Consider the following 14420-nt stretch of genomic DNA (forward strand, 5'->3'; position numbering starts at 1 on the left):
TTCCATTTTCCTCGCATTCTTATGGTCTATTATAACATAAAGCAAAAGGGCAATCTCCTCTCAGATTGCCACTTTTTTATAAGTTCTTTTTCAGTTCATAGAGGGCAGTCATAGCCTCCATTGGGGTCATATTGATAACATCCATGGCTTTCAATTGCTCAATGACTTGGTTCTCCTCAGCATCTGGGGCAAAGAGTTCCAATTGTTGATTCTTGTCGGTCTGTGCTTGTTGGGATTCCTCTGCATTGGCAACTAGTGTCAACTGAGTCGATTGGTTCTCTAATTTTTGGAGAATGGCATCCGCACGTTGTAAGAGTTCTTTTGGCAGCCCAGCAATTTTGGCCACGTGGATGCCGTAGGATTTATCCGCCGGTCCTTGGGCAATCTTATGAAGGAAAGTCACTTCGCCATTTTCTTCCAAGGTTGCGACATGGACATTTGTCAGGCTTTTTAGGCGGCTTGACAGGTCTGTCAACTCATGATAATGGGTGGCAAACATTGTTTTTGCTCCCACGTGGTCATGGATAAACTCAATAATTGATTGAGCTAGCGCCATGCCATCATAAGTAGCTGTTCCTCTTCCTAATTCGTCAAATAGAATTAAAGACCGTGGGCTTGCGCCTTTGATTGCTTGGTTGGCCTCCATCATTTCGACCATGAATGTCGATTGTCCAGAAATCAGGTCATCTGCTGCGCCAATTCTTGTAAAGATAGCATCAAAAATGGGAATTTCTGCAAGGTCTGCTGCCACATAAGAACCAAGTTGGGCCATAATACTGGTTAAAGCTAACTGCCTCATATAAGTTGATTTACCACTCATATTAGGTCCTGTAATGAGCTGGATATTCGTTTCTTGACTAAATTGAATGGTGTTGGGAATATATTCTTTGACGCTCATCACTTTTTCAACCACTGCATGGCGACCATTAATGATATTAATTTCTTGATGGTCGGTGAAACTTGGTCTGATGTAATGGTTTTTCTCAGCCACAACTGCTAAACTTTGGAGGACATCGACGGCAGCAATTGATTTGGCAAGTTGTTGAAGGCGATCAATATAATTTTCCACTCGTGAGCGCAATTGCATAAAGATATCATACTCAAGAGTTGAGGATTCTTCTCTAGCTTCCAACATTTGTCCTTCAATTTTAGCTAATTCCATGGTTCCATAACGCTCAGAATTTTTTAAGGTTGCTTTCCTAAAGAAATGGTCCGGAACAAGGGATAAATTAGAGTTTGTGACATGGAAATAGTAACCATCTTTTTTATTGTAATCAATTTTAAGATTGTTAATACCACTTGCTTGGCGCTCTTTCATTTCAATATCTGCTATCCAGCCCGTGCCTTCTTTCATGACCTTCCGATAATGATCCAATTGTTTGTCAAAACCAGTTTTGATGATATTACCTTCACTAATTGTTGCAGGCGCATCTGGATCAATAGCTGATTGAATTAGGTGTTCTAACTCAAGGATTGGGTCGATACCAGCAATGAGTCCCTCTAAGTGAGGACTATCCATACTTTCCAAAATGGCTTTAATTGTTGGCACTTGAGCTAAGGTATGTCCTAGTTGCAATAAGTCTTTGGGATTAACCTTACCGAAAGATACACGACTTGAAAGTCTTTCAATGTCATAGACACCTTTTAAGCTATCACTTAAATCAGAACGCTCAATGAAATTATCAAGTAAGACTTGAATAATTTCTTGGCGCTGGATTACAGCTTCTTTACTAATTAGAGGACGGTCAATCCAAGCACGCAGTAGTCGCATCCCCATTGCTGTCTTGGTTTGATCTAATAACCAGTATAGACTGCCATGTTTTTTCCCGGTTCGAGCATTTTCTAGTAGATCTAAGCTTGATTTAGTAGCATAAGACATTTGTAAGTAATCGTTTATCTCATAGTGAACGACTTTTTGAAGGTGAATTAGGTCGCGCATTTGCGTATGGTGCACATAAGCTAATAACTTACTTGCGACCATTTTTTCAATGATTGACAAATTATTATCTAAAAGTTTACTGTCATCAATTTCTTCCTTTTCATAAGATAGTAATAGATTATATTGTTTTACTAAAATTTCTTCTTCTTGGCCACTTAAGTCATATCCAACAAGAACTTCTTTAGCTTTCAAATTTAAGATTTCACTGCAAATACTTGCGAAATCCTCCAGAGCTGTCACAAAGAATTCACCAGTAGCTAGGTCCATATAAGCCAAACCATAATTGCTACCATTATAATCAATCGCAACTAAGAAATTATTTGAACTGGTTGGTTTAGCTGAATCGACAACAGTTCCGGGAGTAATCACTTGAACCACTTCACGTTTAACAACGCCGACAGCTTTTTTAGGATCTTCCATTTGTTCAGCAATGGCTACTTTATAACCTTGCTCAATTAAAACATCAATATATTGTTGTGCTGAATGGTGGGGCACTCCCGCCATGGGTATTGGGTTTTCAGCATTCTTGTTGCGACTGGTTAAACCAATTTCTAATATTTGAGCTGCTTTAACAGCATCGTCATAAAATAATTCGTAAAAGTCACCCATCCTAAAAAGCAAAAAAGCATCTGGATAATTTACTTTTATGTCCAGATACTGTTGCATTCCAGGAGAAACTTTAGGCTCTGTCATCCTTTATCTCCTTATTAATTTTCTCTTCAATGGTTTTAGTTACATATTGAATTAAATCACTGGCATCTTGCATTTTTTGTCTATAATCATTAATTAATGGCTGAGCTTCTAAACTGTCTTGCAATTTCCTTGCCTCTATGTTTGATTGTTTAGCAGCGTTTGTTTTTTCAAACTTTTCAAACAAGAGAGCATTCTGTTGATTTAGTTTCATTAAATAAGCATCGTTCTTATATTTTTCTAAAAACTGATTATTTTGACTAATAGCTTTAAAATCCTTGATACTGCTATGATTTTCAACGGCTTCGATCAATTGCTTTAAAGATTCTTGACAATGTATCATAAGCTGGCAGCCAGATCTTTTTCATACCTTTGGGCAATTTCTTCATTACGACAGATTATTAATAGCGTATCTGCGCCAGCAATTGTCCCCAAAACATCTGCTATATTATCACTATCTACTAGATTAGCCAAGACATCTGCCTCTCCTAAACTAGTATGTAAGACCAACATAAATCCTGCTCGGTCGACACTTTGAATATAGTACCGGACATCAGGGCTAAAAGGTGTCGCCATAGGTTCTGATAGACTATAATATAATTTTCCCTTTTCATCACGCAACTTGAGAAGTCCAATCTCTCTTAAATCTCTAGACAGTGTTGCTTGAGTAACATTAATTCCATCATTCTGAAGGAAAGTTTTAATGTCTTCCTGGGTTCCAATATGCTGAGCTTGAATAATCTGCTTTATATGATTTTGACGCTCAATTTTATTCATAAGATTCCACCCCAATTGTATAATTATCCTCTAGATTATATCAAATTTCTTACTTTATATCATCCAAATCCATCACAATTTTAGAATTTATGAATAAAATTTATAGATATAAGTCCCTTTTTTATCTCTTTTTTTAAAAATATTTATTTTTTTAACTAATTTATTAACTTTTTTTAAATTGACTGTTTTACCTTTTAGATTTATGGTATAATTTCTCAATCGAACTCTCGTTTATTTTGTTAAAATGTGATAAAATGAAATGACAAACTATTTTAGGAGAAAACAAATGGATACTAAAACACTCGTTGCAAATGAAATTGCAAAAGTTGTTCCTGAGTTGGAACAAGATACCATTATCAATTTAATTGAAACACCAAAAAATTCTGAAATGGGTGACTTAGCCTTCCCAGCTTTCAGCTTGGCAAAAGTCCTTCGTAAAGCCCCACAAATGATTGCTAGTGACCTTGCTGAAAAAATTAATGCTGACCAATTTGAAAAAGTTGTTGCTATTGGTCCTTACATTAACTTTTTCCTTAACAAATCACTTATCTCTCAAGATGTAATGAAAGACGTTATTACTGAAAAAGCTGATTTTGGTCAACAACATATTGGTGATGGTCAAAACATTACCTTAGATATGTCTAGTCCTAACATCGCAAAACCATTCTCAGTTGGTCACCTTCGCTCAACAGTTATTGGTGATTCTATTGCTAGTCTTTACTCTAAACTAGGCTATAATTTATTCCGTATTAACCATTTAGGTGACTGGGGTAAACAGTTTGGGATGTTGATTGTTGCTTACAAACTTTGGGGCGATCCAAAGGCTGTTGAAGCTGACCCAATTGCTGAACTTTTGAAATTATACGTCCGTATTAATGCCGAAGCGGAAGAAAAACCTGAACTTGATGAAGAAGCTCGTCAATGGTTTAAAAAATTGGAAGATGGCGACAAAGAAGCTTGGGATTTATGGCAATGGTTCCGTGATGAAAGTCTTGTTGAATTTAACCGTATCTACGAAAAACTAAATATTACTTTTGACCATTACCATGGGGAAGCCTTCTATAATGATAAGATGGATGAAGGTCTTCAAATTCTTGAAGATAAAAACCTTCTTCATGACTCTAAAGGTGCTAAAATTGTTGACCTTGAAAAATACAACCTTCCACCAGCACTTATCAAAAAATCTGATGGTGCTACCCTTTATATCACGCGTGATATGGCCACAGCAATGTACCGTAAACGTACATTTGACTTTGTTAAAAATATTTACGTTGTTGGTCAAGAACAATCACATCACTTCAAACAACTAAAAGCAGTTCTTAAAGAAATGGGATTTGACTGGTCAGACGATATGGTTCACGTTTCATTTGGTCTAGTTACTAAGAATAAGAAAAAACTATCAACTCGTAAAGGTAATATCATCTTACTTGAACCAACTTTAGACGAAGCCGTTTCTCGTGCCCTTACGCAAATCGAAGCAAAAAATCCTGATTTAGAAAACAAAGAAGAAGTTGCTAAACAAGTTGGTATTGGTGCCATCAAGTTCTATGACTTGAAAACAGATCGTGACAATGGTTATGACTTCGACTTAGAAGCAATGGTTTCATTTGAAGGTGAAACTGGTCCTTATGTTCAATATGCTTATGCTCGTATTCAGTCAATTTTACGCAAAGCTAATTTCACTCCAGATGCTAGTGCTAACTATTCATTAAACGATACTGAAAGCTGGGAAATTATCAAGTTGATTCAAGCCTTCAGCAAAACTATCCAACGTGCGGCTGAAAAATATGACCCATCAACCATTGCTAAGTATGCAATCCAATTGGCTCAAGCCTTTAATAAATACTATGCACACACACATATCCTTGATGAAAGTGACGAGCGTGACAGCAGATTAGCATTATGCTACTCAACTGGTATAGTCCTTAAAGAAGCCCTTCGTCTACTTGGCGTTGAAGCTCCTGAAAAAATGTAAATATATAAAAAAACAGTTCCTTGGGCACTGCACCCAATAAATGAGACACAAGAAAAACACTCCTGTAGAATTCTAGTAAAATAGAATCAGGAGTGTTTTATTATGGTCAAAAAAGCTTACTCGTTAGAAACCAAATTAGCCTGTATTGAAATGAAGAAATCAGGTAAGCCCGAAAAAGTTATTATGGATAGACTTGGTATTAAAAATAAAAGCCAGATATATACATGGTGGCGCTGGTATCAAAAAGGAGAAACGTATCGTTTTCATCAACCTGTAGGTAAGCAATATACTTACGGTCAAGGAATGGAACAGTTATCAGAAGTTGAGCAATTAAAACTACAAGTTGAACTTTTAAAAAAGTATCAAAGCTTGATGAGAAAATCGATAAAGTAACACTCATCAAGCTTGTTGATTACTACAGATATCAGTATCCATTAGGTTTTATTCTGGACTGTTTTAAGGTCTCACGCTCAACCTATTATCGGTGGAAATCTAATATCAAGCCTCCTATTCATGATAGTCTTATCGAAAAAGTTGAAGAGCTCTGCTTAAAATATAAGTTTATATATGGTTATAGAACCATTACAAGTCTTCTAAAGAAAGAGTTTGGGATTAATGCCAATGTAAAGAAAGTCTATCGTATCATGAAGAGCAGAGGGTGGCTATGTCGCACTAGAATAAAGAAGTCCCCTAAATTAGGTAGGCCATACTACGTCACAGACAATAAGCTAGACCGTGACTTTAAGGCAACCAGACCATTACAAAAACTAGTTACAGATATTACTTATCTCAACTTTGGAAAAACTACCTTATACTTGTCATCTATTATGGACCTTTATAATCGTGAAATTGTGGCCTATACTATTTCAGATACACAGGACAATGATCTTGTACTTGATACCCTTAATCAACTTGATTTAGAATCAGGAGTCCTATTACACAGTGATCAAGGATCTGTCTATACATCACATGCTTACTATCTCGCTTGTATTGAAAAAGGCATTACCCGCTCAATGTCTCGAAAAGGGACACCTGCAGATAACGCCTGTATTGAATGGTTTCACTCCGCTTTAAAGACTGAAACCTTTTATCTCCAAGATAGGAGAAAACACAACAAAGTTAGTATAACAAATATTGTTAAAAATTACATAACATTTTATAATGAAACTAGAATTCAACGTCATTTAAAAAACCAATCTCCTGTTCAATTCAGAAAATTGGTTTCATAAGAGTGTTTTTCTTCTGTCCCACTATTGGGGTGCAGTGCCTTGGGAACTGTTTTTTTATACTGGTTTATCATAATTTTTGCGACGTATTTTAAAGTCCGAACTAATTACTTCGTCAACATCAACAATTGAGATAAAGGCATCTGGATCAAGATCAGCCAAGATTCGTTTGACTTCACGGACCTCATTAGGACTTAAAGTGATGTACATAACATTGTACTCATTACCAGAATAAGCTCCCTCACCTCTCAAGTAGGTAACCCCACGATTGATTTCAGTTAAAATCTGTGCAGCTGCAGCTTTTGAATGCTTAGTAATGATAATCATACCACGAATTGTGTAACCACCATTTTGAACAACTGTAATGACTTGACTAAAAACAAAGGAAGCTACTAAGGTGTAAAGCATATGTTTGAGGTCAATATAGGATAAAGAGGCAATTAGAACTAAAGCATCTATAAAAAGCAACGTTTGTCCTAACTTAATGCCCAATTTTTCTTCAGCAATTCGACCAATGATATCTGTTCCACCAGTAGTTGCACCATATCGAAAAACAATTCCACTACCAAGACCGGCGCATAACCCCCCAACAACTGCCACTAACATCATATCGTGTTCCAGTCCCATGGCAATAGGAACCTTCTGCCAAAGCCAGATAAAAATTGACATTGTTACAGTGCCATAGATTGTAAGGAATAGCGACCGCTTACCAAAAATTTTCGCTCCCAAGATAAATAAAGGAATGTTTAGAATCAGAGAAGAATAGGCTGGGTTAATCCCTATCATTGCATGGAGTATTAAAGTAATTCCAGCTACACCACCTTCTGCCAATTTGTTTGCCATATTAAAATTTACAAAACCAAAAGCATATATTGCTACCCCAAGAGTAATGAGGACTAATTCTTTTAGCCTATTTAAACGTTCTATATTGTTCATCATTTCACCTCATTCTTTCACAAAAAACTAGCCGCTTCATGTAGAAGCAAACTAGCTATTTTTTCTTTTTCCGATTTTTCGGTTTATTAATAAAGAAATCAGGACTATTAATTTCATCCATATCAAATATTGAGATAAAGGCTCTCGGATCAATTTCATTAGCCATTGCTTTCAACTCGCGAACATCCGTTCGACTTAGAGCGGCATAAATGACTTTCTTTTCTCTTGCTGAATAGGCTCCTTCACCATTCAAATAGGTTACTCCTCGCCCTAATTCCTCCATGATAAATGTTGCAATATCAGAATAATTTTCTGAAACAATAATTGTTCCTCGAACAGAATAACCACCATTTTGCACCAAGTGAGCAATTCGACCATACATAAAACTTGCTATTAAAGCATACATCATATCAGGCAGTGAAATATAAGTTAGGGAAACAATCATTACAAAAACATCAATCCCTAATAGTGCTTGGTTTAATTGTAAACCAAATCTATTTTCAATCATTTTTGCAATAATATCAGCTCCACCAATTGTTCCACCAGTTCGAAAAACGATGCCCCCGCCAATACCACCAATGATACCAGCCATTAACGACACTACCAGACTATCATGGTCTAAATCGATGATAAATGGAATTTGTTGGAAAACCCAAACAAATAAATACATGGCAACAATTCCTGTGACAGTGTAAACTGTTGATCGCTTACCAAAATATTTTACTCCAAGAAAAACTAAGGGCAGATTAATCAAATAACCTGTGATTGTTGGATTAATATTAAAGAGTGCTTTGGCAACTAATGTTAAACCTGCTAAGCCATTTGCGGCAATCCTGTTTGCCATATAGAAATAAACAAACGCAAAAGCATATATACCTGCTCCTAAAATAATGAAGAAGAAGTTTTTAATTTGTAGTTTATTATCTATGGGCATAATCCCTCCTGATTTTTCTAATCATCCTCAACGAATCGACCAATGATTCGAACATTTTCTGCAACTGATATAAAAGCTTTCGAATCGGCCTTGGCCATAATCCATTTAAAATCATTGTATTCTTCCTGGGTTAAAATGGTAATCAGGACAGACTTATGTACATGTTTATAGGTTCCTTCCGCATCATTAATACAGGTTACCCCACGATGCAGTTTTTTATGGATTGCTGCAATAACACGATCTGGATGCTCCGTTACAATCATGGCTTGGATTTTCTTCTGTTTCGTATACAGAGCATCTGTCACACGACTAGATACAAAAATAGAAACCATTGAGTAAAGAGCATATTGCCAACCAAACAGAAGTCCAGCAATCGTCAAAATAACCCCGTTAATAATTAATGCAATAACTCCAACATCTTTACCAGTGGATTTTCTTAAGGTTAAACTAATTATGTCAGTCCCACCACTAGAAATTCTTGAGCGTAATGAGTAGCCTATGCCGAGACCCATAAACAGACCACCAAAGATAGCATTAATCAAGGGGTCAGTCGTTAAGGTAATCTGAGGCATCAATTGGATAAAGAGAGAGCTCATTGAAACCGTTATGAAGGTAAAGACTGTAAATTTATGCCCAATTTTATACCAAGCTAATAACATCAAAGGCATATTAATAAGGTAGTAGGCCACTGATATAGGGAAAACAAAGCCAAAAAAGCGATCTGATAGGGCAGATATAATCTGTGCTAAACCAGTTGCTCCACTGGCATATACATGCCCTGGCTGATAAAAAATATTAACAGCTATACTTGATAATATCCCATATAAGAGTGAAGCAGATATTTTCTCTCCATACTTGTCTCTGGAAATACTTCTCAACGTGTTTAGTAAACCGACACGTTTGGCACCTCTACCGATGACATACTTCACTCGTTTTTTATAGGGACTTTTCTTATAATCAGGTTTTTTATAAGCAGGTTTTTTAATCATGATCTTGTATTTGTAGACTCAATTCCTCTAATTGTTTTACTGAAACTGTACTTGGAGCTTGTGTCATTGGATCTGACGCTTTATTATTTTTAGGAAAGGCAATAACTTCACGAATATTATCTTTACCTGCTAGCAACATGACAAAACGGTCGAGTCCAATTGCTAATCCACCATGTGGCGGGAAACCATAATCCATTGCTTCTAACAGGAAGCCAAATTGTTCTTTGGCGTCTTCTTCTGTAAAGCCTAAGGCTTTGAACATGTTAGCTTGCATATCTTTTTGATTAATCCGAAGGCTACCGCCTCCTAATTCATAACCATTAAGAACGATATCGTAAGCAACGGCACGAACTTTGGCAAGGTCGCCATTTAAGTATTCTACTGTCTCTTCAGTTGGTAAGGTGAATGGGTGATGTGCTGACATATAGCGATTTTCTTCTTCAGACCATTCAAACATTGGCCAATCAATAACCCATATGAAATTGAACTTATCAGCGTCAACTAAGTTTTGCTCCTTAGCAATGCGTGTTCTTAAGGCGCCTAAAGTATTGTTAGCAACTTCTAAACTATCTGCTACAAAGAGAATTAAATCTCCCTCACCAGCATCTAAGTGACTTGTTAATTGATCAGTAATTGGCACTAAAAATTTAGAAACAGGACCAGTTAATTGCCCATCAACAACTTTGGCCCATGCTAAACCTTTGGCACCAAATTGTTTAGCATACTCTGTCATTTTATCAATGTCTTTACGTGAGTAGCTATCTGCTTTACCTTTGACAACAATACCTTTTACTGTCTCTGCTTGAGAGAAGACTTTAAAGTCAACTTCCTTAACAACTTCAGTAAGATCTTGTAATAGCATCTCGAAGCGCGTATCTGGCTTATCAGATCCATATCGGTTCATTGCTGTATCATAAGCCATACGTGGGAAAGGAAGTGTCACTTCAATTCCTTTCGTTTCTTTCATAACTTTAGCAATCATGCCTTCAACAATCTCTTGAATCTCATATTCATCAAGGAATGATGTTTCTAAGTCAACTTGGGTAAATTCTGGTTGACGGTCACCACGAAGGTCTTCGTCACGGAAACATTTAACAATTTGATAATAGCGGTCAAAACCTGAATTCATCAACAATTGTTTTGTGATCTGTGGACTTTGTGGTAAGGCATAAAAATGTCCTTGACTGACACGACTTGGTACCAAATAGTCACGCGCGCCCTCAGGTGTTGATTTAGTTAATATTGGTGTTTCCACATCAATGAATTCTAAGTCATCAAGATAATTACGAATTGAATGTGTTACTTTAGCACGTAATTTAAAGTTTTCTAACATCTCTGGACGACGCAAATCAAGGTAACGGTAACGTAACCGTGTTTCATCACTAACTTCTACTTGATCTTTAATTTCAAATGGCGTCGTTTTAGAAGTATTCAAAATTGTTAAGCTTGTTACTTTAAGTTCAACTTGACCAGTTGCTAAGTTGTCATTGGCTTGTTGACGAGCCTCAACTTGACCAGTTACCTCAATCACATATTCACTACGTAAGCCTTCAGCCATTGCCATGAGCTCACTTGATACTTCTTCTGGATTAATAACAAGCTGCATGATCCCTTCACGATCTCGTAAGTCGATAAAAATAAGACCACCTAAGTCTCGACGACGACTTACCCACCCTTTTAGGGTGATTTCTTGTCCGATATGTTCAGATCGGACACGTCCTGCATACATGCTTCGTTTCATTCTATTACTCCAATACTTTTTTAGTCCCTACCATTATAACAAAAAGGCCATAAAAACCCCACCTTTTGTGAGGACTTTCTGAAAATCGCTGAGAAATTTTGGGTCAAAATTTCAAAGATAGGAAAAGACGTGAAAGTTTCCACGTCCTATTCTTTTAGTTTAATTTTGCTAGCACAGCTGCAAAGTCATTTGTTAGTTCTTCAAAAGTCACTTCTAACTCTTGGCGCGTTTGATTGTTTTTGATGGTTACCTTACCTGCTTCAACTTCACTTTCACCTAAAGTGATAATGGCTTTAGCTTTAAAGACATCCGCAGACTTAAATTGCGCTTTAATCTTACGACCAAGATAATCACGTTCTGCTTTGAATCCTTGACGGCGGATAGCTTGAACAAGCTCTAAAGCTTTGCTATTTGCTCCATCCCCAAGAACGGCCATATATAAATCAAGATTTTCTTCAATTGGAAGCTCAATCCCTAATTTTTCGATAATCATCAAGAGACGCTCTAAACCTAGACCAAAGCCAAATGCAGCAGTTTCTGGCCCATCAAAGTAAGTGACTAAGCCGTCATAGCGACCCCCACCACAAACGGTTAATTCAGAATCTTCAATTTCGGTAATGACTTCAAAAATCGTGTGATTATAGTAGTCCAAACCACGAACCATGTTGGTGTCAATTGTGTAGGAAATTCCTAACATATCTAACATGTCGCGTACCCCATCAAAGTGAGCTTGACTTTCTTCATCCAAGAATTCCAAGATTGATGGTGCATTTTTTACAGCCTCGATATCTTCTTTTTCTTTAGAGTCTAAGACACGTAATGGATTTTCTTCTAAACGACGTTGGCTATCTTTTGATAACTTATCTTTTTGTGGTGTTAAGAAGTCGATTAGGGCTTGGCGATAAGCTGCGCGACTTGATGGATTTCCAAGACTATTGATTGACAGTTTCAAATTCCCAATTCCAAGTGCATTAAATAAATCATAAGCCATAGCAATTGTTTCAACATCTATAGCGGGATTGGCTGAACCAAAGCACTCTACCCCAATCTGATGGAATTGACGAAGGCGACCTGCTTGTGGACGTTCATAACGAAACATTGGCTCGATATAGTACATTTTTAGTGGTTTTTGCACTTCTGGAGCAAAGAGTTTATTTTCCACATATGAGCGCACAACAGGAGCTGTTCCTTCTGGACGTAACGTAATGTGACGGCCACCTTTGTCATTAAAGTCATACATTTCTTTGGAAACAATATCTGTTGTATCACCGACTGAGCGGCTGATTACTTCATAGTGTTCAAACATTGGTGTTCTAATTTCACCATAATTGTACTTTTTAAATGTTTCACGTGCAACATGTTCAACATACTGCCATTTGGCAGCTTCAGCAGGAAGAATGTCCTGAGTTCCCTTTGGTTTTTGTAATTTCATTTGATAAGATACTTGGAGTCCTTTGGTTTTCATCAGTTATTGGTTAATAAATTTTTGATATAAAATAGCTAGGACTCTATCCTTTCTTTAACATTTAATCATAACTATTTTACCACAAAAAAGATTGACTAGCATTTATCACAGCTAGTAAATTACGCTTTCATCAACTGAATTCTTGCTTTTTGTTTTATGTAGAAAATAACTTTTGAAAAAAGTGTCAAGTAACTTTACTTTACAAAAAAGATATGATATCATGTTAAAGTTGATGAAAATCACGTAAACTAAAAATGAATCAGGGTTGCTAGTAACTCAAAATTCTCATGAACCTTTTTGATTCAGAGCATTTAAATCGCTACTACAATAAACCCTACATAATTTAATCGGAGGATAGAAAAAATGGCAGTTCCTGCACGTCACACGTCTAAAGCTAAAAAGAACAAACGTCGTACACACTACAAATTGACAGCTCCATCTGTACAATTCGACGAAACTACTGGAGATTACTCACGTTCTCACCGTGTATCACTTAAAGGATACTACAAAGGACGTAAAATCGCTAAAGCTAACGAAGCTAAATAATAGAAGGGAGATACCATGCGCGTAAATATTACACTTGAACACAAAGAATCTGGTGAACGCTTGTACCTTACTTCAAAAAACAAACGTAACACTCCAGACCGTCTTCAATTGAAAAAATATTCACCAAAATTACGTAAACACGTAACTTTCACTGAAGTTAAATAATTAAAACAAAGAAGAGCCAATGAAATCTAATTCATTGGCTCTTCTTTGTTTTATCTTAATCTATTTTTACCCTTCTAAAACCTTTTCGAATAGAATAGTTTCTTTTACTACCATTTCAATTATTCTCTAGATTTTTTATTAATGACATTAATAATTTATCGATTGCCACACTTTAAGTGTTTGACTATATTCTTGATTGAAAGCTTGTCTATTTTTCTCAATAAAACGTTGAGCATTTGCCTCTTTAATACTCCCCTCAAAATGATCAAAATGAAGGGCATTATCTTTTCTAATTTCTGATTTTTTAAGTTTAGCCAAAAAATGAAAATCTTTAGGCAGTTCCAGCGTACTTCCGTCTTTATTATACTTATCATTTTTGTAGACATTGATGTATACGTAATCACCAGTGATATGTATATTAAAGGGAGCTTCTCCTTCTGTGGAAACATTGATTGTTCTATTTTTTAAACCTAATAGATAATCTATCTTGTTAGCCGTATAATGTAAGCCCCCCTTGTTTAATTTATAGATGTTATCACTTTGCTGCCAACTATTTAATTTTGTATTCTTAGGATATATCACCATAAACCAATAAAGATTATATAGGCAAAATAGTCCTACCAACATTAAAGTTAACTTTTTAATAAATCGATAATGTTTTAAAGCTCGTCGTTCAGTTTTAATGTTTTTCATAATTTGTGGATCCTCTCTTAGTAATTGATCTAAGGAGAGTTGGTAGAGATCAGCAAGATTAATCATTCTCTCGATATCTGGAAAGGTTCTACCAGTCTCCCAACTTGACACAGTTGTACGAGAGACATTTAATCTTTTAGCCACCTCCTCTTGGGTAAAGCCTTGTGTTTTTCGATATGTTTTTAATTTCTCACTAATAGTCATACTTTTCTCCTTACCGTCCATTCTATTGTGATTTCTAAATTATGCTAGCCACAATTTGTAACATTATGTAAATACGACAATTCATCACTTTATAATGTCCATCATATCATAATCTGAATGGACAATACTCGTGAAAAATA

Annotated in this window: 13 protein-coding genes; 4 read left to right on the forward strand and 9 right to left on the reverse strand. The window is 36.2% G+C overall.

Annotation, left to right across the window (positions count from 1 at the left end; translation table 11 throughout):
• Positions 1-76 precede the first annotated feature (76 nt).
• The 3 genes from mutS to argR are packed head-to-tail and all read right to left on the reverse strand — an operon-like array spanning position 77 to position 3406.
• Positions 77-2632, reverse strand: a complete 2556-nt coding sequence (gene mutS / locus MKY69_RS10075; RefSeq protein ID WP_340791788.1) for a DNA mismatch repair protein MutS — start codon at positions 2630-2632, stop codon at positions 77-79.
• The gene (locus MKY69_RS10080; protein WP_340791790.1) at positions 2619-2972 is read right to left on the reverse strand and encodes a YlbF family regulator; all 354 of its coding nucleotides are present in this window, start codon (positions 2970-2972) and stop codon (positions 2619-2621) included. The genes mutS and MKY69_RS10080 overlap by 14 nt, the downstream gene beginning before the upstream one ends.
• On the reverse strand, positions 2969-3406 hold the full coding sequence (gene argR / locus MKY69_RS10085) for an arginine repressor (RefSeq protein ID WP_003105697.1): 438 nt from the start codon (positions 3404-3406) through the stop codon (positions 2969-2971). The genes MKY69_RS10080 and argR overlap by 4 nt, the downstream gene beginning before the upstream one ends.
• Before the next feature lie 286 nt (positions 3407-3692).
• On the opposite strand from argR, the gene argS reads away from it, so the two are divergent.
• The gene (gene argS, locus MKY69_RS10090) at positions 3693-5381 is read left to right on the forward strand and encodes an arginine--tRNA ligase (protein WP_003107896.1); all 1689 of its coding nucleotides are present in this window, start codon (positions 3693-3695) and stop codon (positions 5379-5381) included.
• Positions 5382-5480: 99 nt separating this feature from the next.
• Positions 5481-6610 (forward strand): IS3 family transposase gene (locus MKY69_RS10095; protein WP_445684232.1). Its coding sequence is split into 2 segments (ribosomal slippage): positions 5481-5754 and positions 5754-6610, totalling 1131 coding nucleotides; the frame shifts between segments, so codons are not numbered across the junction.
• Between the two features lie 54 nt (positions 6611-6664).
• Here MKY69_RS10095 and MKY69_RS10100 read toward each other — a convergent pair.
• The 5 genes from MKY69_RS10100 to hisS form a co-directional block, all read right to left on the reverse strand.
• A complete protein-coding gene (locus MKY69_RS10100) occupies positions 6665-7543 on the reverse strand; it encodes a YitT family protein (RefSeq protein ID WP_003102528.1) in 879 nt (292 codons plus the stop codon).
• Positions 7544-7598: 55 nt separating this feature from the next.
• Positions 7599-8477 carry a YitT family protein gene (locus MKY69_RS10105; protein ID WP_003107898.1) on the reverse strand — a complete coding sequence of 293 codons (879 nt, stop codon included), beginning with the start codon at positions 8475-8477 and terminating at the stop codon, positions 7599-7601.
• Positions 8478-8494: 17 nt separating this feature from the next.
• Positions 8495-9466: a YitT family protein gene (locus MKY69_RS10110; RefSeq protein WP_340791793.1), complete on the reverse strand. Its 972-nt coding sequence runs from the start codon at positions 9464-9466 to the stop codon at positions 8495-8497.
• Positions 9459-11207, reverse strand: a complete 1749-nt coding sequence (gene aspS / locus MKY69_RS10115; RefSeq protein WP_071519003.1) for an aspartate--tRNA ligase — start codon at positions 11205-11207, stop codon at positions 9459-9461. The genes MKY69_RS10110 and aspS overlap by 8 nt, the downstream gene beginning before the upstream one ends.
• Positions 11208-11361: 154 nt before the next feature.
• Positions 11362-12639: a histidine--tRNA ligase gene (hisS, locus tag MKY69_RS10120; RefSeq protein ID WP_037620328.1), complete on the reverse strand. Its 1278-nt coding sequence runs from the start codon at positions 12637-12639 to the stop codon at positions 11362-11364.
• Between the two features lie 396 nt (positions 12640-13035).
• On the opposite strand from hisS, the gene rpmF reads away from it, so the two are divergent.
• Both rpmF and rpmG read left to right on the forward strand, forming a co-directional pair.
• Entirely contained in the window at positions 13036-13218 is a 183-nt protein-coding gene (gene rpmF, locus MKY69_RS10125; protein WP_000290414.1) for a 50S ribosomal protein L32, read from the forward strand.
• A gap of 15 nt (positions 13219-13233) precedes the next feature.
• Positions 13234-13383: a 50S ribosomal protein L33 gene (gene rpmG / locus MKY69_RS10130; RefSeq protein WP_002982147.1), complete on the forward strand. Its 150-nt coding sequence runs from the start codon at positions 13234-13236 to the stop codon at positions 13381-13383.
• A 147-nt stretch (positions 13384-13530) separates the two neighbouring features.
• On the opposite strand, the gene MKY69_RS10135 is transcribed toward rpmG, so the two are convergent.
• Complete coding sequence (locus MKY69_RS10135; protein ID WP_013794523.1) at positions 13531-14280, reverse strand: helix-turn-helix domain-containing protein; 750 nt, start codon at positions 14278-14280, stop codon at positions 13531-13533.
• Between the last annotated feature and the right edge of the window lie 140 nt (positions 14281-14420).

The organism is Streptococcus sp. FSL R7-0212 (genome assembly GCF_038007985.1).
Taxonomy (GTDB): Bacteria; Bacillota; Bacilli; order Lactobacillales; family Streptococcaceae; genus Streptococcus; species Streptococcus parauberis.